The organism is Rheinheimera tangshanensis, from assembly GCF_014645135.1.
Classification (GTDB): domain Bacteria; phylum Pseudomonadota; class Gammaproteobacteria; order Enterobacterales; family Alteromonadaceae; genus Pararheinheimera; species Pararheinheimera tangshanensis.
This window is the reverse complement of sequence record NZ_BMLH01000005.1, coordinates 149,839-174,829: the sequence shown is the minus strand read 5'-3', so window position 1 is coordinate 174,829 and position 24,991 is coordinate 149,839. Positions and strand designations below refer to the sequence as shown.

Annotated in this window: 26 protein-coding genes; 18 read left to right on the top strand and 8 right to left on the bottom strand. The window is 46.5% G+C overall.

Features of this window, described 5'->3' with window-relative positions; all coding sequences use genetic code 11:
* Positions 1–30: 30 nt before the first annotated feature.
* Genes IEW88_RS11460 through pseB form a run of 8 tightly spaced genes read right to left on the bottom strand, consistent with a single transcriptional unit; the run spans position 31 to position 7,505 of the window.
* Complete coding sequence (locus IEW88_RS11460) at positions 31–732, bottom strand: HAD family hydrolase (protein WP_147904358.1); 702 nt, start codon at positions 730–732, stop codon at positions 31–33.
* On the bottom strand, positions 729–1,667 hold the full coding sequence (locus IEW88_RS11455; protein WP_147904359.1) for an ATP-grasp domain-containing protein: 939 nt from the start codon (positions 1,665–1,667) through the stop codon (positions 729–731). Before IEW88_RS11455 ends, IEW88_RS11460 begins: the two co-directional genes overlap by 4 nt.
* Complete coding sequence (locus IEW88_RS11450) at positions 1,664–2,590, bottom strand: LicD family protein (protein WP_147904360.1); 927 nt, start codon at positions 2,588–2,590, stop codon at positions 1,664–1,666. The genes IEW88_RS11455 and IEW88_RS11450 overlap by 4 nt, the downstream gene beginning before the upstream one ends.
* Positions 2,587–3,639 (bottom strand): pseudaminic acid synthase, encoded by a 1,053-nt coding sequence (pseI, locus tag IEW88_RS11445; protein WP_147904361.1) that lies wholly within the window; start codon positions 3,637–3,639, stop codon positions 2,587–2,589. Before pseI ends, IEW88_RS11450 begins: the two co-directional genes overlap by 4 nt.
* Positions 3,639–4,664: a UDP-2,4-diacetamido-2,4,6-trideoxy-beta-L-altropyranose hydrolase gene (pseG, locus tag IEW88_RS11440; protein WP_147904362.1), complete on the bottom strand. Its 1,026-nt coding sequence runs from the start codon at positions 4,662–4,664 to the stop codon at positions 3,639–3,641. The genes pseI and pseG overlap by 1 nt, the downstream gene beginning before the upstream one ends.
* Positions 4,661–5,356 (bottom strand): pseudaminic acid cytidylyltransferase, encoded by a 696-nt coding sequence (pseF, locus tag IEW88_RS11435; RefSeq protein ID WP_229670448.1) that lies wholly within the window; start codon positions 5,354–5,356, stop codon positions 4,661–4,663. The genes pseG and pseF overlap by 4 nt, the downstream gene beginning before the upstream one ends.
* Positions 5,353–6,507, bottom strand: a complete 1,155-nt coding sequence (gene pseC / locus IEW88_RS11430) for a UDP-4-amino-4,6-dideoxy-N-acetyl-beta-L-altrosamine transaminase (RefSeq protein WP_147904363.1) — start codon at positions 6,505–6,507, stop codon at positions 5,353–5,355. The genes pseF and pseC overlap by 4 nt, the downstream gene beginning before the upstream one ends.
* On the bottom strand, positions 6,504–7,505 hold the full coding sequence (pseB, locus tag IEW88_RS11425; RefSeq protein ID WP_147904364.1) for a UDP-N-acetylglucosamine 4,6-dehydratase (inverting): 1,002 nt from the start codon (positions 7,503–7,505) through the stop codon (positions 6,504–6,506). Before pseB ends, pseC begins: the two co-directional genes overlap by 4 nt.
* A gap of 241 nt (positions 7,506–7,746) precedes the next feature.
* Between pseB and IEW88_RS11420 the strand changes: the two genes are divergently transcribed.
* The 18 genes from IEW88_RS11420 (at position 7,747) to fliR (ending at position 24,989) form a co-directional block, all read left to right on the top strand.
* Positions 7,747–8,544 carry a flagellin gene (locus IEW88_RS11420; RefSeq protein WP_147904365.1) on the top strand — a complete coding sequence of 266 codons (798 nt, stop codon included), beginning with the start codon at positions 7,747–7,749 and terminating at the stop codon, positions 8,542–8,544.
* 126 nt (positions 8,545–8,670) lie between these two features.
* Positions 8,671–10,122, top strand: a complete 1,452-nt coding sequence (locus IEW88_RS11415) for a sigma-54 dependent transcriptional regulator (RefSeq protein WP_053424524.1) — start codon at positions 8,671–8,673, stop codon at positions 10,120–10,122.
* A gap of 111 nt (positions 10,123–10,233) precedes the next feature.
* Positions 10,234–11,346, top strand: coding sequence for a sensor histidine kinase (locus IEW88_RS11410; RefSeq protein WP_053424525.1), 1,113 nt, complete (start codon positions 10,234–10,236; stop codon positions 11,344–11,346).
* Positions 11,333–12,688, top strand: a complete 1,356-nt coding sequence (locus IEW88_RS11405) for a sigma-54-dependent transcriptional regulator (RefSeq protein WP_147904366.1) — start codon at positions 11,333–11,335, stop codon at positions 12,686–12,688. Before IEW88_RS11410 ends, IEW88_RS11405 begins: the two co-directional genes overlap by 14 nt.
* 165 nt (positions 12,689–12,853) lie before the next feature.
* Complete coding sequence (fliE, locus tag IEW88_RS11400; protein ID WP_185148597.1) at positions 12,854–13,195, top strand: flagellar hook-basal body complex protein FliE; 342 nt, start codon at positions 12,854–12,856, stop codon at positions 13,193–13,195.
* A gap of 16 nt (positions 13,196–13,211) precedes the next feature.
* A complete protein-coding gene (gene fliF / locus IEW88_RS11395; RefSeq protein WP_053424527.1) occupies positions 13,212–14,930 on the top strand; it encodes a flagellar basal-body MS-ring/collar protein FliF in 1,719 nt (572 codons plus the stop codon).
* The gene (gene fliG, locus IEW88_RS11390) at positions 14,923–15,957 is read left to right on the top strand and encodes a flagellar motor switch protein FliG (protein ID WP_147904367.1); all 1,035 of its coding nucleotides are present in this window, start codon (positions 14,923–14,925) and stop codon (positions 15,955–15,957) included. The genes fliF and fliG overlap by 8 nt, the downstream gene beginning before the upstream one ends.
* Before the next feature lie 22 nt (positions 15,958–15,979).
* A complete protein-coding gene (gene fliH, locus IEW88_RS11385) occupies positions 15,980–16,783 on the top strand; it encodes a flagellar assembly protein FliH (RefSeq protein WP_147904368.1) in 804 nt (267 codons plus the stop codon).
* Between the two features lie 42 nt (positions 16,784–16,825).
* Positions 16,826–18,163, top strand: a complete 1,338-nt coding sequence (gene fliI, locus IEW88_RS11380; protein ID WP_053424529.1) for a flagellar protein export ATPase FliI — start codon at positions 16,826–16,828, stop codon at positions 18,161–18,163.
* Between the two features lie 3 nt (positions 18,164–18,166).
* Complete coding sequence (gene fliJ, locus IEW88_RS11375) at positions 18,167–18,607, top strand: flagellar export protein FliJ (RefSeq protein ID WP_147904369.1); 441 nt, start codon at positions 18,167–18,169, stop codon at positions 18,605–18,607.
* Positions 18,608–18,730: 123 nt separating this feature from the next.
* Positions 18,731–20,608, top strand: a complete 1,878-nt coding sequence (locus IEW88_RS11370; protein WP_147904370.1) for a flagellar hook-length control protein FliK — start codon at positions 18,731–18,733, stop codon at positions 20,606–20,608.
* 148 nt (positions 20,609–20,756) lie between these two features.
* Entirely contained in the window at positions 20,757–21,284 is a 528-nt protein-coding gene (fliL, locus tag IEW88_RS11365) for a flagellar basal body-associated protein FliL (protein WP_147904371.1), read from the top strand.
* A 12-nt stretch (positions 21,285–21,296) separates the two neighbouring features.
* Positions 21,297–22,385, top strand: a complete 1,089-nt coding sequence (gene fliM, locus IEW88_RS11360) for a flagellar motor switch protein FliM (RefSeq protein ID WP_053424533.1) — start codon at positions 21,297–21,299, stop codon at positions 22,383–22,385.
* Positions 22,386–22,387: 2 nt separating this feature from the next.
* Positions 22,388–22,777, top strand: a complete 390-nt coding sequence (gene fliN, locus IEW88_RS11355; RefSeq protein ID WP_053424534.1) for a flagellar motor switch protein FliN — start codon at positions 22,388–22,390, stop codon at positions 22,775–22,777.
* 20 nt (positions 22,778–22,797) lie between these two features.
* The gene (gene fliO / locus IEW88_RS11350) at positions 22,798–23,202 is read left to right on the top strand and encodes a flagellar biosynthetic protein FliO (protein ID WP_185148598.1); all 405 of its coding nucleotides are present in this window, start codon (positions 22,798–22,800) and stop codon (positions 23,200–23,202) included.
* Position 23,203: 1 nt separating this feature from the next.
* Positions 23,204–23,950 (top strand): flagellar type III secretion system pore protein FliP, encoded by a 747-nt coding sequence (gene fliP, locus IEW88_RS11345; protein WP_053424536.1) that lies wholly within the window; start codon positions 23,204–23,206, stop codon positions 23,948–23,950.
* Entirely contained in the window at positions 23,947–24,216 is a 270-nt protein-coding gene (gene fliQ, locus IEW88_RS11340) for a flagellar biosynthesis protein FliQ (protein WP_053424537.1), read from the top strand. The genes fliP and fliQ overlap by 4 nt, the downstream gene beginning before the upstream one ends.
* Positions 24,216–24,989: a flagellar biosynthetic protein FliR gene (gene fliR, locus IEW88_RS11335; RefSeq protein ID WP_053424538.1), complete on the top strand. Its 774-nt coding sequence runs from the start codon at positions 24,216–24,218 to the stop codon at positions 24,987–24,989. Before fliQ ends, fliR begins: the two co-directional genes overlap by 1 nt.
* The last annotated feature ends 2 nt before the right edge of the window (positions 24,990–24,991 follow it).

Here is a 24,991-nt window from a genome sequence, read left to right as displayed (position 1 = left end):
ATGCTCCCGCAGACGATTTGATGGTGGTAATTAGTTTTGGCAATCTTTTGGTCGCCTTACATCAGCAAAATTAGCTGGCATCTTTTCACTTGAGCCTAGCTCTATCAAAGTGCGAATGGTTCTGAGAGCATCAAAGCCTTTTTGTGCAATTACCTGTCGATGCACACCAGTTAATACCCTTATGGTATTCATCCCAAGCTTATTCAAGTTCACAAAATCCTTCGCTGGGTTATCGCCTATATACACCATATCCTGCCAATCACATTTTTCTGCTTTTTTAATCAATTCAAAACAATGTGTAGAAGGCTTAGCATGTTTAATGCCAAAACGGTGGGTTATAAAAACTCGTTTAAATAAGGCTGCTATCCCAAGAGCATCTACCTTGTTCTGTTGTACTATCTTGTGGCCATCAGTCACTAGGTACAAAGGTTTGGGTAATAGCTGCAGTAGCTGTAAGTGTTCTGTTGGTAAGGTCAGCTTGGGTTTGTGCAAGCGGTAAGTGTGGACGCAAGCCTGAATGTTACTTTTACTACTCAGACTGTGGCCTGCAAGGAAATCATCAAAAATACGACCCCGCCCCTGAGTGTCCAGCAATCCGACCAATTGTTCGTAACAATTTGTTGCATCCAGTCCCCACTGTTTGGCGGCGTATGCTGCGACTGCACGAAAACCACTTTCGACGTACTGACGTTCGTCATACAGCGTGTCATCCAAATCAAAAATATAAATCACAGATACAAGTCTCCGGCATAACGAACTTGTGTAATAGTTTGCTTTGCTGGCGTAAAAGGCAGTTGAGTTATATCTATTGCCATCGATTCCGCCAAACTCCAGTAGAGGCTATCGACGCCGGCTTTAATACCCAAAGTAGAAGCACCGCCAAACCTGCTATTGCACTCAATAATATGCAACTGTTGATGCTTATCAATAATAGCTTGCAGTACCACAGGACCAGTCAGTTGCAACTGTTCCAGCAGAGTTTTGATCCACTCATCATACTGGGGCAGATATACGGTTTGGCTTATTTGTGATTCACCATGCTGCACTTTAGTCCGGTAACGGCAAATATGGCCTTTTAGTTTGCTATTTTTGTCTAACCAGGCATCCACGCTAATTTCTGTGCCCTGAATAAATGGCTGGTACAGCGGGCATTGCATTGTTTTTGCGTGATGAAGCGCCTCTTGGGTGGTCAGTTTAAGGCCAAGATTCTGACTTCCTGCACCATAACGCTCTTTGACCACCCACAAGTCAGCTGACTCATCAGGATGAAGCAGGGCGGGGATCACTTTACATTTAGGATGAGTCTTAATTTGGGCAAAGCTAAATTTATCCAGACACAACTGAATGACTTCTTCAGCAGAGACCAGTACCTCGATGCCCAAAAGTTTTAGTGCCTTTTTTTGTTCCGACCAGAACATCAGTTCACCATCCCTGCTGGGGATTATGTGGGTGATTTGATATTCAGCCAGGCCTACTTTGATTGCATCTAGATTAGATTTATTGCACAAAGGCATATGCCAGAATTGGTCCGCAAAATACTGACTGACTACAGGCTTTGAGCTGTCTCCTGCGATAATTTTGGCATCTGGCTGTAGCTTTAAGGCCGCATTTTTTAATGCCTGCAATAATGGAATCTTGGCGCCAGCACTGCTTAATAACACTTTCACTGCGAAGGCTCGCCAAGCAAACGTTTTTTCACACGGGGCTGGCAATGGTCATGGGAGAGTTGAGCACGCCTGTTGTTGTATTCGGTAATTTTTGTGCCTTTTTTAGGTTCTTGCCAATCGCCGTACATAAAGGTCAGAAAACCGTCAGTGTCTGTTGGAACGTAAAAACGCTGGCCTAGAAATTCTTTTTGTTGAAATTGCGCAAAATGATGGGCCGGAGCAAAAAATAAACCCGCAGAAGAAACCAGCTCTGAGTATCCAGCTTGTTCACGCCTCAGTTGCAGACTGATATCAAAAGGTACAAAGTCTGCGCCGGGTTTAGGGGTGAATTCTATATTTATGCAACAATCCTCGTCATTTACATTTAACACCAGTACTTGCCAATTCAAAAGGTTCTGGTGTGGCAGTTGAGGAATAAAATCAGGGATAACCTTAAGTAAAGTACTGAACTCTGACTGGTCTATTGCCAGATCTATATCGTCATCCCAGGGGATCAATGCCTGCTGTCGCGTCACGCCTAGCAAGGTTCCTGAATCAAGACATGGTCGTATACCATGCTGTTGTAAAAACTGGTTTAACCTCAAAAGCAGAACATGGGCCATTTCCAGCGTGGCGCTATGTAAAAAAGGTAGTGTCGCTTTTACTTGTTGTTTAGCCGGGACCACAATTTTTTCAGCCGGAACTCCAAGTTGTTGCAACTGGGCGCTAATAGCGTCAACCCATTGGCTGGTAATAACAATCTGATCATAATCCAGACTTAAAAGTTCGTCAGGAGGCAGCACAGCAATACCTGATAACTTCTGGCCGTGACGGCTTGGGTCGTTGTCAATAAATGCAGTGATGTTCAGGTTAGGGTTCTGACTGAGAAAGAATTCCCCAGCTTTACTGGCACCAAACAAAACAACCTGCAACGCTTTTGTCATGCCAGCAACTCCCAGCTCATTGCCGTACCTTTTTTCGCTGATACTTTAAGAGCTTTACCAAGCAACATAGGCAGATACTTAGGGGGTAGACCTAATCCAGGGCGCACTGAACGTAAGTTCTTTGCAGTCAATATAGCTCCGGCAGGGAGATCCTCTGCTATATACAAGGAACGACGATGTACTCTGGAGGCTACCTCTTTTTCTGTACAACCATAATGCACCTTACCCAGCGCATCTCTGGCTCTGGCTGTTTCCTCAACCAACAGTTTCAGTTCATCAGGCTCAAGGGAGAATTCAGCGTCGACTTCTCCCCCTTTACGATCCAAAACAAAGTGCTTTTCTATCACGGTAGCGCCAAGGGCTACAGCGGCAACAGAAACACCAACACCAGGGGTGTGATCGGACAGCCCGACCTGGCAATCAAAAAGCGCAGCCAGATGAGGTATTGTCAGCAAGTTTGCATCCACAGGACGGGCAGGGTAATTGCTAGTACATTTCAACAAAACCAGGTCTTTGCAGCCATTTTCTCGTAACACTTGCACCGATTCTGCCAGTTCAGCCTGAGTTGCCATCCCTGTGGAGACAATGACTGGTTTACCGGTTCGGGCTACCGCTGCAAGCAACGCATGATCAATATTTTCAAAAGAGGCTATTTTGTAGCAGGGCACATTTAACTGTTCAAGAAACTCCACAGCGGTCAAATCAAACGGAGTACTAAAAGCAAGCATACCTTTGCTATTTGCATAAGCAAATAACTCTTCATGCCATTCCCACGGCGTCATGGCCTGTTGATATAAATTGTATAAAGAGTTGCCTTGCCAAAGGCTATTGGGGTCGGCAATAAAAAATTCTCCTTGATGCACATCCAGGGTAATAGTATCGGGGGTATAAGTCTGAAGTTTGAGTGCATCAGCGCCAGCCGCAGCCGCAGCATCAATCAGCGCCTTGGCTTTATCCAGTGACTGGCCATGATTACCTGACATTTCCGCAATGATAAAAGGTTTTTCAAATGGGCCAATTTTACGGTCGCCAATAAAAAAATCGTGCATTACAACCTCATGAGTTCTGTTACAGCTTTTACTACGGCTGGAGTACCAGCCTGATGTGGTAGTAGCTCACTGGCTTTTTGTGCCATCTGTTTCAATAACATTTCATCCTGCCAGCAGCGAGCAATGGCATCTGCCAGCTTAACTATACTTTGCTGAGTGGAGTCACCCAGCCAAATGCAGGCACCAAGATGATCAAGGTACTGAGTACTTTGTCGCTGGTTATCTGCCACAGTCACCACTAACGCTGGCAGCTGACTGAAGCAACGTTCCCAATGCGTGCTGCCACCTGCACCTAACATGAGCTTTGCTTGCAGCATCAAATGAGCCATATAGTTACATTGCTGATGAAACCGCCAAAGCGGCTGCTGTTCGCAGCGCTGTCGTATCACATCCGCTGCAGGATGACTCTGTCCTATGACTATATCGGCAGGAATAGGCTGAGACTTTAATAAATCCAGCGCGTCCAAAGCCATTAGGGTGAGATTATCCGGATCAGTCCCACCAAAATTGACCAAGAGTCTGGTTCTTTGTTCAGCTTTTGCCTGATAAAACTCAGCTCTGAGCAATGCATAACGAGGACCCGCTAGCAGAATGCAGTTTGAGTTGACCAGATTGCGATAACGTAGCTCGGCTTGAGGAACTAAATTTTGATCCAGCAACAAATCAGCGTCATGAGGTCGATTGGCCAAATCATCAATGACCATGATATTCGCTACCTTGCCACGCATCTGTTGTTCATAATTACGACCCAACTGGTAATGATCAACCACCAGCAGTTCAATTGGAGCTTGTATTCGCTCAAGGCAATACCTGGCATCGTCCTGTTCATTCTGGCAGACGGGGATCAAATCGACAGTAAATCCCTGCTCAGAAACCAGAGAGCCAAGCTGGCCGGGCAAATTCTGGCAGATAAAACGGCAGCTATAGCCTTTGTCTTTTAATGCATGTGCCAATGTCAGGCAGCGCATCAGGTGTCCTGAACCTATCTGTCTACTGGCATCTGCCCTAAACAAAATCTGTGTCATTGAGATTGCAGCATCCGATACAGTAACTCTGCATGGTTCCAGTCTTCCAGCGTATCTATGTCCTGAACTAAATGCGGAGGAAGTACCAACATCTGTGATTTTTCACTGAATATATATTTGTTCTGATCCAACCATGTATTGCAGCTTCCCCAGTAAAGCTGGCCAGCGTCATGAAAAGCTGGAGGCAGATCCTGTGAGCGTTTAACTATGCTGGCAGGATCAAAAGGGGTTACGCCTCCAGTTTTGGTCTGCAATAAGGCTCTCTGAATTGGAAAGGAGAAGCGTGCAGAAGTAAATACATAATCTGCGGATGTTTCGCACAGTTGTTCATAGGCCTGCTTAATCAACACACTGCTCAATAATGGAGTAGTGGCATAAATGCAGGCACAGTGTTGAATATCCCATCCTAGTTGCAGCAGACGTTGTAATGTATCTCTAACCACAGGACTAGTTCCTGTATGGTCGTCAGCAAGCGCGGCAGAGCGATAAAACGGAACTTCGGCGCCGTACTCACGAGCTACAGCAGCTATTTCTTCATCTTCGGTGGATACAATAACCTTGTCTATAACACCACTTTCCAATGCTGCTTTAATAGGATAAGCCAGCATGGGCTGGCCGCAGAATTTTTTGATATTTTTGCGAGGGATGCGTTTGCTACCGCCTCGTGCGGGAATAATGGCGATGTTCATCATTGAAGACCTGGTATTTTTTTCAGAACAGATGCTACATAGTCTTGCGACTTCTGTGTCAAGTCAGCGTAGAGAGGAAGGCTTATAATTCTGCTGTAAAAATATTCTGCCTGCGGAAAGTCACCCCACTGGAATCCAAGCTTCTGGTAATAAGGTTGAGTATGGATCGGGATATAATGGACGTTGACGCCAATACCTGCAGCACGCAGTGTTTCAAATGTGGACAAGCGTAGGTTTTCATCATGCAATTTCACAATATACAAGTGCCATGATGATTGTCCTGTGCTGCATTCCTGAGGAAGCTCCAGAGCTAAGTTTTGCAGCAAGGCACTGTAATTGGCCACAGCTTCAATACGTTGGTTTACAAAAATATCCAGTCTTTTTAACTGGCTTAGTCCCAGAGCAGCTTGCAGATCCGTCATACGGTAATTCAAACCAAGGTCTATCTGTTGGTAATACCAGGGACCGTGGCTGACCTCAGTCATATCGTCTGGATTGCGGGTAATACCATGACTGCGCAGCAACTGCATACGAGCAGCCAGTGCCATATCTTTGGTCAACGCGGCACCACCCTCAGCTGTAGTAATTATTTTGACCGGATGAAAACTGAATACTGTGATATCGCTGAATTGACAACTGCCTATCTTATTTTGCTGATAACTTCCGCCTATCGCATGGGAAGCATCTTCGATAATACGAATACCGTAAGGTTGGCATAAAGTCGCAATTTGTTGCATAGCGCAGCTATGTCCTGCCAGATGCACAGGAATAAGAACTTTAGGTAAGGTATTGTTGGCTGCTGCTTGTTGTAATTTAGCCGCTAAGGCTTTGACCGACATCAGGCCTGTATCAGGTTCTACATCAACAAAATCAACTTTAGCACCACAATACAAAGCGCAATTCGCTGAAGCGACAAAGCTGATGGGGCTGGTCCAGACTCTGTCTCCAGCTTTTACATCTAAAGCCAGACAAGCTATATGTAAAGCCGAAGTGGCACTATTAACTGCAATTGCGTATGGAACCTTACAGTACTTCGCCAGCGCTTCTTCAAATGCAGGAATTGCGGGTCCCTGAGTCAGAAAATCAGATTGCAGAGTGTCTACAACGGCTTTTACATCTGCATCACTGATCGACTGTCTGCCGTAGGGGATCATAGCATTGCGTCCCGGTTAAATTGAACCAGCTCTTCGATGCTTAAAAAGTGAGGATTTTTATCCGACACATATTCAAAGCCGGGCTGCACCAGTTTGCCGTGCTCTTTTAATGCATTGATCGTAAAGTCATTGCCACGGTTATAAAACTGAATTGATGGAGCTATAACATAATGGTCATCGTATTCGTAAGTGTTATAGGACATATCACCTGGGCACATCATTTCATGCAATTTTTCACCAGGACGAATACCCACTTCCCGGATAGGTAAATCAGGTGCCATAGATTTTGCTAAATCCACGATGCGGATAGAAGGGATTTTAGGGACGAATATTTCACCACCCAGCATACGTTCGAAATTTTTCAGTACAAAATCCACACCTTGTTGCAGGCTGATCCAAAAGCGGGTCATTTCCAGATGAGTGATAGGTATATGGTCTGTGCCTTTTTGTCTTAGTTGCTCAAAAAAGGGGACTACAGAGCCACGGGAACCTACTACATTGCCATAACGCACCACTGAAAAACGAGGCTTACTACCGCCTGAAATGTTGTTGGCTGCAACAAACAGTTTGTCGGATGCCAGTTTGGTGGCGCCGTATAAGTTGATCGGATTGGCTGCTTTATCAGTGGACAGCGCTATAACTTTTTCTACCTGGTTTTCAATAGCTGCATTAATCACATGCTCTGCACCATTGATATTGGTTTTTATACATTCCATAGGGTTATATTCGGCCGCTGGTACTTGCTTTAACGCTGCGGCGTGAATGACATAATCAACACCCCGCATGGCTCTAATCAAGCGTTCCTGATCTCTTACATCACCAATGAAATAGCGCATGCAGCGTGCATTGAATTTCTGCTGCATTTCGTATTGTTTTAATTCATCTCTGGAATAGATGATAATTTTGTTGGGTTTGTACCGCTCCAGCAGTGTTTGGGTGTATTTATGGCCAAAAGAGCCAGTGCCACCTGTAATAAAGATATTTTTGCCGTCAAACATAAGCGCCCCTGATATGTCATAAAACTGACAGTCATATTGGATCTGTACCCACTGTAACAAACCTTAGCATAATTTATTCCACTATTAAAAAATCCTTTTTATATAGAAGCTTAGCTGCAGATCATTCAGCTATCTTTTTGCTGGCTAAAAAAAGCTCAGTTTAAGGCTTGGGCACTCAGGTGATTTTGAGGTAGACTAATTTTTATAGCAAATCCGTTTCGGAACAGCCTGAGGTAGTAGTATGAAAATCGGTAACTCGCTAGCCAATGAAAATCAGCTGAAATTCAACTCCAATGAATCTGAAAATCTGCTGAAAAAATTAGCCTCAGCGCGTCGTATTAATAGTGCTGCTGATGATGCTGCCGGATTACAAATTGCCAACCGTTTAACTCAAAGCGCTAATGCCTCTGCTCAAGGGACACAAAATGTCTATGATGGTATTTCTCTTGCTACTGTGGCTGACCAAGGCTTACAGGGGGTGACAGATAACCTGAGTGAAATGGGGCGTTTGGCTGTGCAGGCCGGTAATGGCTTGTTAACCGCATCCGATCGTCAGGCGCTGCAGAAGCAAGCCGACGCTTATGCAGCAAATATTCAAGACCAGATTAAAAATACTGAGTTTGCTGGTATTAAGTTGTTTGACCAGGATGGCTCTATCCCTGTTGGTACAGGGAATGGCAGCATTGGTATCAAAACTCAGGATTTATCGACTCGTTTAACGGACTCAGGTGCTTTTAGCATCGACTTATCTTCTGCTGAAAGTGCAGAAGCTTCGCTGAAGTCCATTCAGAGTTCTTCGCAACTGGTGGATAACAACAGAACTGATTTAGGTGCGACGATCAACGCTTTACAGTCTAGTGCCCGCAATCTGCAAACTCAGAATGTGAACGAGCAGGAAGCGATCAGCCGTATTCAAGACCTGGATTACGCGAAAGCGGTGACAGAACAAGTGGCAGCTGGTATTCGTGAACAAGCTTCATTATCTGTGGTCAGTCAGAGCCGGGTGTCTGAACAACAAGCCCTAAAGTTACTCGCTTAATTCTTTATTCTTTTCATCCCATAAAACGCTATTTTTTTGACACCAGTGTCAAAAAAATAGCGTTTTACCTTGCAACCTCAGACAAGCTTTGTAGAATGACTAAAAAGCAATAAAAGTCTGAGTCTTATGACCACCAAGCTCTATATTCTGGATCAGCAGGAACAACGAACCTCTCGCTTAGGTGCTGTACTGAGTTTTATCTCTGAGCCCCATCAATTGTTGCAGTATCACGAACTTGACCAGTATTTACATGCTGAGTCTCAGGCTGTGGTTCTGTTAGGGGCTTTGTCCAGTCAGGATCACGAACAACTGATCCGCCGGTATCCTGCTTGTGCTTTTTTATTGCTGGGCGAAACGCTGAAGCATCATTTAGGTCTGGCGAATGTGGTGGGCTTGCTGACCGAGCCTTTCTCTTACGCTTCTTTTACTCAATTGCTGCGTGATTGTCAGGAATACCAACGTTTATTGCCAGGTCAGAAAGGTCAGTGCGAACAGTCCCGTTTTATTGGCATGGTTGGTCAAACTCAGGCCATGCAGCAAGTCCGTTTCTTAATTCAACAAGTCGCTAAAACGGACGCCAATGTATTAATTCTTGGTGATTCGGGAACGGGGAAGGAAGTAGTTGCCCGCAATATTCATGTGTTATCCAATCGTCATCAGGGGCCTTTTGTGCCATTAAACTGCGGTGCTATTCCGGCAGAGCTGTTGGAAAGCGAGCTGTTTGGTCATGAAAAAGGTGCCTTTACCGGTGCAATTTCTACCCGCAAAGGCCGTTTTGAACTGGCGCAGGGCGGTACGCTGTTTTTAGATGAAATTGGTGATATGCCACTGCCTATGCAAGTGAAGTTATTAAGAGTGCTGCAGGAAAGAGTGTATGAGCGGGTGGGGGGCAGTCAGCCTATTCGCGCTGATGTGCGTATTATTGCAGCCACTCACAGGGCGCTGGAGCAAATGATCGAGGAGGGGCGCTTTCGTGAAGATTTATTTTATCGCCTGAACGTCTTTCCTATCGAAACTCCGGCTTTACGTGACAGAGCCGATGACTTACCGCTGCTGGTGCAGGAACTGATCATCCGCACTGAACAGCAAGGGCATGCCAAGGTGAAGTTTACCGAGCGTGCGCTTGAGAGCTTAAAACTGCATCCCTGGCCTGGCAACGTGCGCGAACTAGCCAATCTGGTAGAGCGGATGGCTATTATGTATCCGAATCAGGTCGTGGACGTCGCAGAATTACCGCAAAAATACCGTCATCTGGACGTCGAAACTTATGTGCCCGTATATCCGGATGCATTGTTAGAGCGGGATGCCATCAATGAGTTGTTCCAAAGTGCTGACGATGAAGACGAGCAGACAGACGTGCTGAGCTTCGCAACATCAGGCAGCCTTGAAGTTTTACCGGAGCAGGGGGTGGATCTAAAAGAGTTTTTAGCCGAACTGGAAATTTCTTTGATTACTCAGGCGCTGGAGCGCCATGAATATGTAGTAGCAAGAGCCGCTGATATTCTTTGTCTGCGTCGTACCACATTGGTAGAGAAGATGCGTAAATACAATTTGATGCGGGATGAAAATCAGGCTTAACCCTCTTTCTGTCAAAAAAATGGCTGCTTAAGTATCTGATTTATATCTGGTTTAATTGTGGCATGTCTTGTGCATTTGAAAGGCTAGTGTCAATTCATTTGCGAAGACGTTATGAGTACAGCCAAAGCTTTTGCTTATGTTGCAGCAGAAATGCAGCCAGATGCGGCCGCACCTGTTGCAACCGCCATTCATACGGCCCGTCAGGCCCGCCGTCTGCAGCATTTAGTCAACAATCTTCCCACTGCCGTCATAGTGCTGGACGAGCGTGGGTACGTCGCTGAAGCCAATCCTGTGGCTATTTCCATGCTGGGCGAACCTCTAGTCGGGCAGCGCTGGCTGGATGTGATAGCGCGTTCATTCCGTCCCCGTAGTGATGATGGTATGGAAGTGTCTTTGCTGGATGGACGCAGAGTCAAACTGGCGATCAGTTCCCTTGAACCTGAAGCTGGTCAGTTGATTGTGTTAACCGATCTGACGGAAACTCGCCAGTTACAAAGCCGCCTGGCTCATCTGCAGCGTTTATCTACTCTTGGCAAAATGATGGCATCCCTGGCGCATCAAATTCGAACCCCTTTATCTTCCGCCTTGTTGTACGCCCAGAACTTAACCAGTCCTAAATTGAATCCAAACTCACGTGAGCAGTTTCAGCAGAAACTGGTGGCCCGTCTGGTGGATTTAGAGCAGCAGGTGAATGACATGCTGTTGTTTGCGCGCGCAGGGCGTGAGCAGCAGGTAGAGCCTTTATCTTTACAGCGTCTGTTAAGTGATGTCTTTGTCGGAGTTGAAGCTTTGGTCGAACAGCAACAAAGTCAGATCCACATTCAATTACCTGAACCTGATGTACAAATTTTAGGTAATCCACGCAGTCTGGCTGGTGCTATTCAGAATCTACTGCAAAACAGCATGCAAATTATTGGTCAGGGTGCAGTAATGAAGCTCGAGGCCCGTCTGGATAAGGTAAATCCTCAGCTGGTGATGATCGCGGTTGAAGATAATGGTCCTGGTGTACCAGAGCATTTACAACAACAAATTTTTGAACCCTTTTTTACCACTCGTAGTCAGGGCACAGGGCTTGGTTTAGCCGTGGTGCAGGCTGTTGCTCACTCGCACAATGGTTCTATCCGTTATTGTGCTTCAGAGTTGGGTGGCGCTCGTTTTGAATTATTGTTTCCCGTCTATGTGCCTGTCACTGCAGGTCAGGAGTTAAGTTATGCAAACAACTAGTATTTTGGTCGTTGAAGATGATGCCGGCTTACGCGAAGCATTGTGTGACACGCTGAGTCTGGCGAATTATCAGGTGGTGCCAGCCCAAAGTGCTGAGCAGGGCTTGCAGCTGTTAAAAGAGCACAAAGTGTCTTTGCTGATCAGTGACGTACAAATGGGCACCATGTCAGGTTTAGATTTACTCAAAACCGTGAAGCTCAATTACCCCTCTTTACCTGTGTTGATGATGACAGCCTACGCCAATGTGAATGACGCTGTGGTTGCTATCCGTCACGGCGCTGTAGACTATCTGGCGAAGCCTTTTTCACCTGAAGTGCTGATTAATATGGTCAGCCGTTATGCCTTGGGTGCAGAAGTCGCGACTATTGAACCTGTCGTACATTCCGAGCAAGGCAAACAGCTGGTGAAGCTGGCGGCAAAAGTGGCTCGTTCTGATGCCAATGTGCTGGTGCTGGGCCCAAGTGGCTCTGGTAAGGAAGTACTGGCGCGCTATATCCACCAACAAAGTGGTCGTCAGGATGGACCTTTTATAGCCATTAACTGTGCTGCTATTCCGGAAAATATGCTGGAAGCCACTTTGTTTGGTTACGAAAAAGGAGCCTTTACCGGTGCTGTTCAGGCTTGTCCCGGTAAGTTTGAACAAGCTCAGCAAGGTACTATTCTACTGGATGAAATCAGTGAAATGGATTTAAACCTGCAGGCGAAGTTACTGCGTGTGCTACAAGAGCGCGAAGTCGAGCGTTTAGGTGCACGCAAAACCATAAAACTGGATGTGCGGGTGATTGCCACCAGCAACAGAGATTTAAAACAAGCAGTGGCTGAAGGGAAATTCCGCGAAGATTTGTACTATCGCCTGAACGTCTTCCCATTGACCTGGACAGCCTTGGCTGAGCGTCCCGCTGACATAGTTCCACTGGCGATGCATTTATTAGAACGGCATTGTCGTAGCACCGGAATGCCACAGCCCAGCTTAAGTTACGCAGCTCAACATAAATTGATGCAGCATTACTGGCCAGGTAACGTGCGGGAGCTGGATAACATAGTGCAGCGTGCTCTGATCATTTGTGATGGTGAGCAAATTAGTGCAGCTGATATTCTGCTCGAGTCTGCGCCGAATATGATGGACAGCATGCCTGATACAGCGTCGGGTTATGCAAGCGAGTCTGATGTCAGTGCATTTAAATCTGAGATCTATGAGCAGGAACACCGCATTATTCTGGAAACTATGCGTGCCTGTGCCAATAGCCGCAAAGAAGTGGCTGAACGTTTAGGCATCAGTGCCAGAACCTTAAGGTACAAATTGGCCCGGATGCGTGAATCCGGTATTCAATTACCCGCCTAATTTCGACTCAAAATGGGGTCAGATCACATTGTTAACGGTTAACAATGTGATCTGACCCCATTTTTACTTATTAACCATCTGATTTAAATCGTTTTAATTCTGGCACGATACCTGCTTTACCTACTTTAATCGTAGTAATAGCAATATTTTGACAGGTCACAGCAGATGAACATTCAAGGTCAAGGTCACAGTCTTTATCAGGAACTTCAATCCCTCGCTTCACAAGCCCGGAGTGTGCCTGCTGAATTAGCGATTCCGGCTATCCCTGAACAAAATTCCAGTCAGTCTGATTTTTCCGCCATGCTCAAAGGTGCTTTAGACAAAGTAAATGGTCTGCAGGGCGAAAGTCGTCAACTTAGTACTGCTGTTGAAATGGGCGACCCTAAAGTATCGCTGGCTCAAGCTATGTTGGCTGGACAGAAGGCTTCTATAGCTTTTGAAGCCACAGTGCAGGTGCGAACCAAGCTAGTGGAAGCCTACAAAGAAATTATGTCGATGCCGGTCTAAGGCGGGGGAATAAAAAGTGGCAGAGAGTACCTCAACTGAACTGACCCTATCGTCAGATGAATTTGGCAGTAATACCCCTGTGCAACAGGAGCAGAAGTCCGGCTTCCTGGGTTCTATGGGCGGTGGCATGGATATGGTGCGGCAGATCAGTCTGATTGTCGCGTTAACCATTTGTATTGCATTAGCTGTCCTTATTATTTTATGGGCGCGTGAACCTGACATGCGTCCTCTGGGGACTTTTGAAACTAAAGAGCTGATTGAGACTCTGGATTATCTGGATAGTCAGAAAATTGACTACAAGCTCGAAGGCCAGGTGGTGATGGTATCAGGTAAAGAGTACCAGACTATCAAATTGCAGCTGGCCCGCGCAGGTTTGCAGCAAGAACAAACCACAGGCGATGAAATTCTGATGCAGGACAGCGGTTTTGGTGTCAGTCAGCGTCTGGAGATGGAACGATTAAAACACAGTCGCGAACAGCAACTTGCCCGCACTATTGAGCAATTTCAGAGCATTGCGTCTGCCCGTGTGCTGTTGGCTATCCCCAAGGAAAATATTTTCGCCCGTCGTGAAAAGCAACCTTCTGCTACCGTGATGGTGACGGTAAAAGGTGGAAAAAGTTTAAAAGAAGGTGAAGTCGACTCTATCGTGGATTTAGTGGCTTCCGCGGTGCAAGGGCTTGAACCTAGCCGTGTTACAGTGACAGATCAGAATGGTCGGTTACTCAATAGTGGTTCACAGGATGCATCTTCAGCGCGTAGTCGTAAAGAATACGAAATGGAGCGCGCCCGTGAGGAAGAGTATCGCCAGAAAATTGACTCTATTTTAATTCCTGTGCTGGGGGTTGATAACTACACAGCTCAGGTTGATTTGCTGATGGATTTCACTGCTGTCGAGCAAACTCAAAAACGCTTTAATCCAGATTTGCCTGCAGTGCGCAGTGAGATGAGTATTGAAGAAAACAGCGTGGGCGGTGGTTTAGGCGGTATTCCTGGCGCTTTAACTAATCAGCCACCACTCAATAGTGCTATACCGGAACAAGCTGTAGGTGCGGATGCCAGTAAAGCTGTAGTGCCGGGTCGCAATAGCAAAGAAATGACCCGTAACTATGAGTTGGATACTACTATTAGTCATTCCACCCAGCAGTCTGGTTTAATTCGTCGTATCAGTGTTTCTGTGGCTGTGGACTATTTGCCTGGTTCCACTGCGGCTGATGGTACTGTCACTGAACCGCAGATCCGTACTCAGGCGGAAATCGCTAATATCCGGCGTTTATTGCAAGGCGGCATTGGTTTTGATGTGCAACGGGGCGATACTATAGAAGTTGTCTCAGTACCTTTTGCCCGTAATATATTGCCTGAGGCCGTCGAACCACCTATTTACGAGCAAGAATGGTTTGCCCGTATGCTGAAGCTGGTCATGGGTACCTTGATCATCATAGTGTTGATTGTGGCTGTTGTTCGCCCAATGCTGAAGAAACTGATTTACCCTGAAGATACGCAGGAAGCTTATGATGAGTCTTCATTAAATAGCGGATTAGATTTGGGTGATGATACGCTTGATATGTTAACTCGTGAGTTTGATTCGAAGTCTGTTGGTTTTGCTGCTGATGGTACTTTGATGTTACCAGACTTGCATGGTGATGAAGATCTGTTAAAAGCGGTTCGGGCCCTGGTGGCAAACGAGCCAGAATTGTCCTCACTGGTCGTTAAAAATTGGTTAGCCGAAGATGAGTAATGTTGAAAACATCAAGCCGAGCTTTGACGTAGGCAAATTAGATGGCGTCGAGAAAGCCGCTATCTTGTTGCTGAGTTTGTCAGAAGAGGACGCTGCACAGATCTTAAAACACCTTGAGCCAAAGCAAGTGCAGAAGGTGGGGATGGCGATGGCACAGATTGACGATCTGAATCAGGCCAAAATCTCAGCGGTGCACAAGCTCTTTATCGAGCAAATTCAGAACTTCAGCACCATAGGTTTCCAGAGCGAAGACTTTATTCGCCGCGCGTTAACCGCTGCTTTAGGCGAAGAAAAAGCTTCGAACCTCATCGACCAGATTATTTTGGGTGGTGGTGCCAAAGGTCTGGATTCACTGAAATGGATGGACTCGAAGCAGGTGGCGAATATCATCCGCAACGAGCACCCGCAGATCCAGACCATTGTATTGTCTTATTTAGAACCGGAGCAGTCAGCCGAAATTCTGTCGCAGTTCCCGGAAAAAGTGCGTTTAGATTTAACTATGCGTATTGCCAACCTGGAAGAAGTACAACCGGCAGCACTGCAGGAATTAAACGAAATTATGGAGAAACAGTTTGCGGGTCAAGCTGGTGCTCAGGCGGCAAAAATGGGCGGCTTAAAAGCAGCTGCCGATATCATGAACTACCTCGATACCAATGTTGAGGGGCAGTTGATGGACGCTATTCGTGAACATGACGAAGAAATGGCGCAACAAATTCAGGATCTGATGTTTGTATTCGAAAACCTGATCGATGTTGACGACAGAGCTATTCAGACCATTTTGCGGGAAGTACAGCAGGATGCACTGATGAAAGCCTTAAAAGGGGCGGATGCCGACTTAAAAGAGAAGATCCTGAAAAACATGTCCAAACGTGCTGCCGAACTGTTGAACGACGATTTGGAAGCCATGGGACCTGTGCGTGTCAGTGAAGTGGAAGCTGCGCAAAAAGATATCTTATCGGTAGCCCGTCGTCTGGCCGATGCAGGAGAGATTATGCTTGGTGGTGGCGGTGGTGAAGACTTCCTGTAACAGGATACCGGAGTAAAGTAGTATGACCATGGATCCTTTTCGAACCAAACAACCTTTTGCACCAACGGATGAGTTACTGGAGTTACTCAAACGTTGGCCAACTCCACAGCTTGAGTCTGATAAAAAAGCTCCTGTTGGAAAAACGAATGCGCTGAACAAAACGCTGCCGTCACACCAGGCTGCAGCAGTTGAAATCGAAGAAGAGGCACAACTGGAAATTAAGCCTCTGACAGCAGATGACATTGAACAAATTCGTCAGGCTGCTTTTGATGAAGGTTTTGCGCAAGGCAAAGAAGAAGGTTTTTCCAAAGGTTATGAAGAAGGTCGTGAACAAGGCACAGCGGATGGTTTAGCCCATGGTCAGGCCGAAGGTAAAAAATTAGGTTTAGAGCAAGCCACTGAGGAGATTGAACAGAAAAAGCTGGAGCTTGCTGTTCTGCTGGATCAGCTGCAACAACCGCTATTACAAGTTGATCAACAAGTCGAGCAACAACTGCTGCAGCTGTGCCTGGCGATGGCTGAAGCTGTAATAGCAGTCGAGTGTAAAACTAATCCACAAGTGATCTTAAAAACCCTGTCCGATGCGACGGCAGTATTGCCACTACAAACCGAACATATACTGATCAAACTTCACCCTGATGATATAGCCATAGTTGAGCAGCATTTCAGCGCGGAGCAATTAGCCGAACGCCACTGGCAACTTCGCTCTGATCCGGCTATCGAACGCGGCGGTTGTCTGCTGGAAACTCCAGTCTCTTCGATGGACAGAAGCATTAAACACAGATTGCAAAGCAGTCTGGAGCATTTCTTGCATTCTCCTGATTAATATTAAGTTCTGCGTTATCGCGGGCTTTGTTTAAGGAGTTGTATGTCGTCGTCACAATTAGCTGCCAATTTAAAGCTACAGCTGCAGCACATTCAGAAAAGCAGGCCTAATCTGGCGGGGCGTTTAGTCCGGGTCGTAGGTTTGACTCTGGAAGCGACAGGCTGCACAGCGGCTATAGGTCAGACTTGTCATGTGGAAACTGCATCGGGTCAGCTATTTGCTGAAGTGGTGGGTTTTGCCAACGATCGTATTTTTCTGATGCCTAAAGATGATGTGTCCGGTGTAGTGCCTGGCGCTAAGGTCACGCCTTTGAATGATTTTAAAGGCGTACCTTTGACCATGGCATTGCTGGGGCGGGTTATTGACGGTGCAGGTAAACCACTGGATGGCAAAGGCCCTATTTTAAGTCAGGAATTTGGCGGCGCGAAAAAACCTCCTATTAATCCGTTACAACGTCAGCCTATTCATGCACCGCTGGATGTAGGGGTGCGTGCTATCAACAGTATTATTACCGTCGGCAAAGGCCAGCGAATGGGCTTGTTTGCAGGCTCTGGTGTAGGTAAGTCTGTATTACTAGGTATGATGACCCGAGGCACTGCAGCTGACGTGATAGTCGTAGGGCTGGTGGGGGAACGGGGTCGCGAGGTGAAAGAATTTATCGACGAAATTCTGGGAGAGGAAGGCCGCAAACGTTCGGTGGTCGTTGCGGCTCCTGCCGATGTGTCACCTTTAATGCGTTTAAAAGGCTGTGAGACCGCAGTGCAGGTGGCTGAGTATTTCCGCGAGCAAGGCTTAGATGTTTTACTGCTGCTTGATTCCATCACCCGTTATGCTCAGGCGCAGCGGGAAATTGCTTTGGCTGTCGGTGAACCTCCGGCAACAAAGGGCTATCCACCTTCAGTCTTTGCCAAATTGCCGGCATTGGTCGAAAGAGCAGGTAATGGCGCTGCAGGTCAGGGCTCTATTACGGCGTTTTATACTGTGTTATCTGAAGGCGATGATTTGCAGGATCCTATTGCTGATGCATCCCGCGCTATTTTGGATGGGCACATAGTTTTGTCGCGTCAGCTCGCTGACAGCGGTCATTTTCCGGCTATTGATATCGAAAAATCCATCAGCCGGGTGATGCCGGCTGTGACCAGCATGGAGCATCAAAAGCTGGCCCGCGCTGTAAAACAGTTGTATGCCTCTTATCAGCAAAGCAAAGATTTAATTTCCATTGGTGCTTATGTTAAAGGCGCTGACCCGCAACTGGATGCCGCAGTGACACTGATGCCAAAAATCCGTGGTTTTTTACAGCAGGAAATGAAAGAGGTGGTGCCTTATGACGAAAGTCTGACACAGCTGGATAAACTTTTACCTGCACATTTAGGACGATAAGTTATGGCTTTGGCACAACTTCAGCTGTTGGTAAAAGTCCAACAGGAAAAAGAAGACAAACTTCAGGCGCAGTACAGAGCTGCACAGCAGAACTACCAGTCGATGCAGCAGAAGTATCAGGGGCTGGCAGATTACCGTATTGAGTACGTCCAGCAAACTCAAAGTCGCGGTCAGGAGGGGATGGCAAGCCGTCAGTTTAACCAATACCTGAATTTTATCGGCAAGCTGGATGCGGCCTTAACTGCACAACAACAGTATGTACAACAGGCAAAAGCCAGTGCCGACCAGCGTTTACAGCAACTGTTGGCTATGCAGAAAAAACGCAAAGCTATGGAAATACTGATTGACCGTGAGTTGGCAGAAATACAACGCAAAGCCGATAAGCAGGAGCAAAAAATGCTGGACGAAATTGCAACTCAGCAATTTTTCCGCAGAGTAAGTTAAGTATGGCGCGTATTTTGTATGTCTTTTTGTTATGACGTGTGTAAACAGCTTTTGTCTGCTCAAGACAGGCAAAAACAACAACAGCAGCAAGTGAGTCACTTGCATCTGGACCCGGGGTGACCGATGACTGAATTTTTATCCATGACCATGCTAAGCGCTGAGCCGGTATCTGCAACAAAGCCACAGACGACGCAGCCGAATGATACCGTAGCTGAGCCGGATCAAAGTTTTGCGGCAACCCTGGCCGCTGAGGTCAATGGCAAAGCTCCGGAAAAGCCTGCAAAAAGCACGACTAAAACACGGCAGAATACTGCCTCTGAAATGCAAGAAGGCAAAGAGACTTCATCAGAGCTGAATACGACTGCTGCTGAGCTGAAACAGGACAAGTCGGTGAGCAGCAAAGAGTCAGAGTCAGACGAGACTGAAGAACTTCAGTCTGAAGCCTCTGATACAGCAAAGATGAAGAGTGATGCCAGCGAGGCTGATCACTCCCACTGGTTAAACTTATTGGATAAAGCAAAAAGTTTGCAGGAGCGCCTGGACAAAGCACAAAGCAGTGAAACTAAAGCCTCCGCTTTGATGGACCACGACGACTTAGAGGCTGTGAAATTAAGCCAGAAAACCGAGAAGTTAGTACCTGCCGGGCTGTCAGAGACTGAGACGTCCTCTTTGCCCAAAGTGAAAAGCGCAGAACCAAAAGATGGGCCTGTAGTGCTTGATAAGACGCTGTTGTCAGAGCAAAGCGCAGAGCAGCAGCTGACATCAGAAGAGCTGAAGGCGTTAAAGCTGACGACTCCATCTGACAAAACGACAAAACAGTTAGCCGATCCTGCCTTCACACAGCCCGGAACAGCACAAAATAAAGAAACTGAAACAACAGATAAAGCGGATACTAAACCGAATATTGGTGTGCAAAAAGACACAGGACCTGATCAAAATAAAATTCAGGCTCATCTTGAAAAACCACTGAAAGCCTTAGAGAAAACGACTCAGACAATGCAGCCTGCTGAGACCGAGAAGCAAAGTGCAATAAACGCTGAAGTACTAGTAGCGAGCAGCCCGGTGAACAAATCTGTGGCTCAGCCAGAGCAAGCTCCAGCCTTACTAAAAGCTAGCACAGCTGTAACTCTCAGCAGTAATGAGACAGTGGACAGTAGTGATGAAAAGGGCAGTGAAATCTTGACTACGCCTGCTGTTGCTACAGATCCTAAAGCTTCAGTACAGGCTCAAAGTGCGGCGGCATTGCTGGCACCTGCGGTGCAGCAGAGCAAAGCCCCTACCGCAGAAGCTAAAGTAACCACCGAAGAGCTGTTAAAACAACTTCAGACTGTAGGAGTTACAGCACAGGCAGAACAGGGGAGTTCCTCGTCTTCTGGTGAGTCGTCGCAGCATGGATCCACAGAAGCGCTGTTGAGCGCGATTGAACCGCAAAAAACTTCTGCAGCTGTTGTGGCAGAGACAAATTCCTTTAGCAGCCAGCTAAAATCTACTCTGGACAAAATCAGCTCAGGTATCTCAGTGTCTGGTCGTGAATTAGTGTCTGAGGCGAGCCAGAAACAAGCTGACCAGCTGGGACAAAAACTCAATCTGATCCAGCCTGAAGCTTCGAATCAATTAAAAGAAAAAATGCTGATGATGGTAAAAGATAAGGTTCATACCGCTGAAATTCGTCTGGATCCGTCTGAATTAGGTTCGATGCAGATCAAGATTAGTTTGCAGCAGGATCAGATGTCAGTGCAGTTTATGGTTCAGCAAGGAAATGCTAAAGAACTGATGGAACAACAAATGCCAAAACTCAAAGAACTACTGCAACAGCAGGGCATTGAATTGAGTCAGGGCTCAGTGCAACAACAAAACCAATCTTCTTCAGGCCAGGACGGGGGGCGCCGTACGGCCGGAGGCACTGGTTCGGGCAATGGACAAGCCTTGTCGGAAGAGCTGACAGAACCTGTTGTTTTACCAACAAAGACTAGTGATCGGGTTGTAGATTATTACGCCTAAATCAGATTCGGGTCAGAACTGTACAGCTGAGTATTTGCAGTTACAGTGCTTTGCAGAACAGAAAAGCGGCAGATGCACAGTTAGTGATTGCCTTTGATGAAAGCCAAGGTCAATAATACGACTTCATCACAGCGGATAAGGAATAAAAATGGCAGCGGGTAAAGACTTAGAAATTGGTGAAGGCCAGGAAAAAAAGAAAAAGCTGATCATCATTATCGGCGCAGTAGTGTTGCTGGCTATAGTCGCTGTAGTTGCGGTATTGATGATGTCCGGTGATCCGGCAGAACCTGTTGCCGCAGAAGCTGGTGCAGCTGAAACTGCAGTAGCAGCGGATCCAAATGCCTCAGCAGACAAAGGTTCGGCTTTATATGTCAGTATGCCACGGCCTTTTATTTTTAATGTACCAGGTGCCAGTAAAGATCGTCTGGTGCAAATTAAAGTACAGCTGTTGGTGCGTGGCAGCAATAATGAAGAAACAGCCAAAGTGCATATCCCTCTGATTGAAAGTACCTTATTACGTACTTTCAGCACCAGTAATGCCGAAGAGTTGATTACGGTAGAAGGCAAAGAGAATTTAAAGAAAAAGGCACTGAAAGAAGTGCAGGAAGCCCTAGTTGGCGTGGCCGGCAGTGAAGTAGTGGAAGAAGTACTATTCACTGGCTTTGTGATGCAATAAGAGAGCAACAGCTTGACTGATTTATTGTCCCAGGACGAAATTGACGCGCTACTGCATGGTGTCGATGACGTCGAAGAAGAAGAGGTCGAGGAAAGTGGCGACGGTCGTGGGCGTTCTGCGACCGAATACGACTTCTCCTCTCAGGATCGTATCGTGCGTGGTCGTATGCCCACGCTCGAAATGGTCAACGAACGTTTTGCCCGTCATATGCGGATCAGCTTATTTAATATGATGCGCCGCACCGCAGAAGTGTCTATCAACGGCGTACAGATGATTAAATTTGGTGAATACGTACACACCCTCTTTGTTCCAACCAGTTTAAACATGGTGCGATTCCGCCCATTAAAAGGCACAGGCCTGATTACGATGGAAGCTCGTTTAGTGTTTATTCTGGTGGATAACTTCTTTGGAGGTGATGGTCGTTATCACGCCAAAATCGAAGGCCGCGAATTTACCCCAACGGAGCGTCGTATTATTCAGATGCTGCTGAAGCTTATCTTTGAAGACTATAAAGAAGCCTGGGCTCCGGTGATGGACGTGTCCTTTGAATACCTCGATTCTGAAGTCAACCCGGCTATGGCCAACATCGTCAGCCCTACAGAAGTGGTGGTTATCAGCTCCTTTCACATTGAACTGGACGGCGGTGGCGGTGACTTCCACGTGGCTTTACCTTATTCGATGTTAGAACCTATCCGTGAGCTGCTGGATGCCGGTGTGCAAAGTGATAAAGAAGACACCGACTTACGCTGGAGTAAAGCTCTGCGTGACGAAATTATGGATGTAAAAGTAGACTTGACCACCAAGATGCTGGATGTCGATATCACGCTGGAGCAGTTGATGAACCTGAAAGCCGGTGACATCATTCCGGTCGAAATGCCGGACCATATCACAGTGTTGATTGAAGACTTACCGACCTACAGAGCCAAAATGGGACGCTCCCGCGATAATCTCGCGTTGAAAATCATCGAAAAAATTAAACGACCTGAATCCGTGAAATCAGAGATGCATGTGTTCACCAAAGGCGGTCGTCGCCTGGACAGCGATGCAGATATCAGTGAACTGGAAGCGGATCTAAACTTATCTGAACGTGGAGAGAGATAATCATGGCGAATGAACAAGATACCATGGACGAATGGGCTGCGGCCTTAGCGGAAGCGGAAGGAGATAGCGGCGCTTCTGCTGTTGAACTGGATGAGTTAAAAGAAGAACCAGCTCAACTGACCGTTGATGAGAAACGCAAACTTGATACGATTTTAGATATTCCTGTCACTATTTCTATGGAAGTTGGGCGCGCTAAGATCAGTATCCGTAATTTGCTGCAACTGAATCAGGGGTCTGTTGTTGAGCTCGAGCGTTTAGCCGGCGAACCACTGGACGTACTGGTTAATGGTACCTTAATTGCTCATGGCGAAGTCGTGGTGGTGAACGACAAATTTGGTATTCGTCTGACCGATGTGATCAGTCAGATTGAACGTATTAAGAAGCTGCGCTAATGCGGGTGTTCTTTACTGTTATGGCACTTTGTCCTGCCTTTTCTATAGCTGAAACCGTTGCTGTGGCAACGGCTGCTGCCCCAACCGCACAAGGTAATGGTATGAATGCCATGACCATTATGAATGTGTTTGGCTCCTTGATTATTGTGCTGGGGTTATTGTTTGGTTTGGCCTGGTTGTATAAAAAGCTGGCGATTAAATTACCTGGCTCCAGTCATATCAAAATTGTCAGCTCTGTGATGCTGGGGCCGCGTGAACGTATTTTAGTGATCGAAGTGCAAGGCAAACAAAGAGTGCTGGGAGTAACATCCAATCAAATTAATATGTTATTTGAATTAGACCAACCTCTGGTTGATGATGTGGCTATGCCAGACTGGCGTGCTCAGTTTCAAACACTTCTTCAAAAACAAAAGTCGAAACCTTAATATGTGGCCATTACTTGCGCTTGTTTTATTGGTGTTATCCCCAGAGTTGTTAGCCCAGCAGGGCGGTGCGTTGTCTGCTTTATCTGTCACTACTAATCCGGATGGTTCGCAGGATTACAGTGTGACGCTGCAAGTATTGGCAGTAATGACGGCGCTGAGTTTTATCCCTGCTATGGTCATTATGATGACCTGTTTCACTCGTATTATCGTGGTGCTGGCTATCTTACGACAGGCTATAGGCTTGCAATCTTCACCATCGAACCAGGTGCTGATTGGTATCACCATTTTTATGACTTTTTTTATTATGGCGCCAGTGTTTGACGAGGTAAATCAAAAAGCTCTGCAGCCTTATCTGGCGGAACAAATGACCTCCATTCAGGCTTTTGATGAAGCAATAAAGCCTATGAAAGCCTTTATGTTGCATCAAACCCGAATGAAAGATTTAGAAACCTTTGCTGAAATTGCGGGTACACCAAAAGTCGACAACGTTGCCGATTTACCTATCACAGTGGTGATCCCGGCTTTTGTCACCAGTGAACTGAAAACAGCCTTTCAAATTGGTTTTATGATATTTATTCCCTTCTTGATCATTGACTTGGTGGTTGCCAGTATTTTGATGGCCATGGGTATGATGATGTTGTCCCCTATGATTATTGCTTTGCCTTTTAAGTTGATGATGTTTGTATTAGTGGACGGCTGGTTACTGGTCATGGGGACTTTAGCCACTAGCTACGGAGTGGGGACATGAGTCCAGAGGTTTTTGTTGATATATTGAATGATGCGCTTTGGCTGGTGATCCTCATTGTCTCCGTGGCTATCATTCCTTCGCTGATTGTGGGCCTTATTGTGTCTATATTTCAGGCCGCGACCTCAATCAACGAACAAACCTTAAGCTTCTTACCTCGTTTAATAGTGACATTACTTGCTTTGATGTACGGTGGTCATTGGTTAACTCAAACTCTGATGGATTACACCGAGAAGCTTTATCAGAGTATTCCCACGGTAGTGAGCTGATGGAATACCCACTTCAGCAGTTACTTCAGGTTATTGCTGACTTTATGCTGCCTTTCGCCCGTGTATCCGCCATGATGTTTATTATGGTGGCTTTTGGTGCCAAAAATATTCCTACCCGGGTTAAAGCTGCTTTTTGTGCGGCCTTTATCGTGATGATTATGCCAGTGGTGCCGCCAGTCAAAGATGTCAATCTGATGTCGCTGAATCTGGTTGTGCAGATGATCCAACAAATTATCATTGGACTGGCGATAGGCTTCATCTCACAAATTTTTGTCCAGGCTTTTGTCACCGCAGGTCAAATTCTGGCCACTCAAACCGGCTTAGGTTTTGCCGCTATGGCAGATCCCGCTAACGGTGTATCCGTGCCGGCTATAGGTCAGTTTTACCTGATTTTGGCCACCTTGTTATTTTTGGTGTATGACGGCCATCTGATTATGTTTCAGATGGTGGTGTTCAGTTTTGAGTCTTTGCCTATCAATGGCCAGTGGATGGATGTGAATAAATACTGGCAGGTGGCTGAATTTGGCAGCTGGATTATCGCCACAGCCCTTGCTATTACGCTGGCGCCTGTAACAGCCATGTTGGTGGTGAATATTGCTTTTGGTGTACTCACCCGTACAGCACCGCAGTTGAATATTTTCTCCATAGGTATGCCCATTAGCATGTTGGCCGGACTACTTATTATGTGGCTGACGATGGACACCTTCTTATTTCATTTTAATTTGAACTGGCAGCATGGTATCGAGTACACCTGCAAGTTAATTGGCTGTTAGGA

Excerpts from the sequence above, each read along its gene's own strand:
- fliO (WP_185148598.1), top strand. The coding sequence starts at position 22,798 with ATGGCACTTTGTCCTGCCTTTTCTATAGCTGAAACCGTTGCTGTGGCA.
- pseF (WP_229670448.1), bottom strand. The coding sequence starts at position 5,356 with ATGATGAACATCGCCATTATTCCCGCACGAGGCGGTAGCAAACGCATC.
- fliI (WP_053424529.1), top strand. The coding sequence starts at position 16,826 with ATGTCGTCGTCACAATTAGCTGCCAATTTAAAGCTACAGCTGCAGCAC.
- IEW88_RS11370 (WP_147904370.1), top strand. The coding sequence starts at position 18,731 with ATGACTGAATTTTTATCCATGACCATGCTAAGCGCTGAGCCGGTATCT.
- IEW88_RS11420 (WP_147904365.1), top strand. The coding sequence starts at position 7,747 with ATGAAAATCGGTAACTCGCTAGCCAATGAAAATCAGCTGAAATTCAAC.
- pseI (WP_147904361.1), bottom strand. The coding sequence starts at position 3,639 with ATGCACGATTTTTTTATTGGCGACCGTAAAATTGGCCCATTTGAAAAA.
- pseC (WP_147904363.1), bottom strand. The coding sequence starts at position 6,507 with ATGATCCCCTACGGCAGACAGTCGATCAGTGATGCAGATGTAAAAGCC.
- fliH (WP_147904368.1), top strand. The coding sequence starts at position 15,980 with ATGACCATGGATCCTTTTCGAACCAAACAACCTTTTGCACCAACGGAT.
- fliL (WP_147904371.1), top strand. The coding sequence starts at position 20,757 with ATGGCAGCGGGTAAAGACTTAGAAATTGGTGAAGGCCAGGAAAAAAAG.
- fliQ (WP_053424537.1), top strand. The coding sequence starts at position 23,947 with ATGAGTCCAGAGGTTTTTGTTGATATATTGAATGATGCGCTTTGGCTG.
- fliR (WP_053424538.1), top strand. The coding sequence starts at position 24,216 with ATGGAATACCCACTTCAGCAGTTACTTCAGGTTATTGCTGACTTTATG.
- fliN (WP_053424534.1), top strand. The coding sequence starts at position 22,388 with ATGGCGAATGAACAAGATACCATGGACGAATGGGCTGCGGCCTTAGCG.
- IEW88_RS11405 (WP_147904366.1), top strand. The coding sequence starts at position 11,333 with ATGCAAACAACTAGTATTTTGGTCGTTGAAGATGATGCCGGCTTACGC.
- fliE (WP_185148597.1), top strand. The coding sequence starts at position 12,854 with ATGAACATTCAAGGTCAAGGTCACAGTCTTTATCAGGAACTTCAATCC.
- fliP (WP_053424536.1), top strand. The coding sequence starts at position 23,204 with ATGTGGCCATTACTTGCGCTTGTTTTATTGGTGTTATCCCCAGAGTTG.
- IEW88_RS11450 (WP_147904360.1), bottom strand. The coding sequence starts at position 2,590 with ATGACAAAAGCGTTGCAGGTTGTTTTGTTTGGTGCCAGTAAAGCTGGG.
- fliJ (WP_147904369.1), top strand. The coding sequence starts at position 18,167 with ATGGCTTTGGCACAACTTCAGCTGTTGGTAAAAGTCCAACAGGAAAAA.
- pseB (WP_147904364.1), bottom strand. The coding sequence starts at position 7,505 with ATGTTTGACGGCAAAAATATCTTTATTACAGGTGGCACTGGCTCTTTT.
- pseG (WP_147904362.1), bottom strand. The coding sequence starts at position 4,664 with ATGACACAGATTTTGTTTAGGGCAGATGCCAGTAGACAGATAGGTTCA.
- IEW88_RS11415 (WP_053424524.1), top strand. The coding sequence starts at position 8,671 with ATGACCACCAAGCTCTATATTCTGGATCAGCAGGAACAACGAACCTCT.
- IEW88_RS11410 (WP_053424525.1), top strand. The coding sequence starts at position 10,234 with ATGAGTACAGCCAAAGCTTTTGCTTATGTTGCAGCAGAAATGCAGCCA.
- fliG (WP_147904367.1), top strand. The coding sequence starts at position 14,923 with ATGAGTAATGTTGAAAACATCAAGCCGAGCTTTGACGTAGGCAAATTA.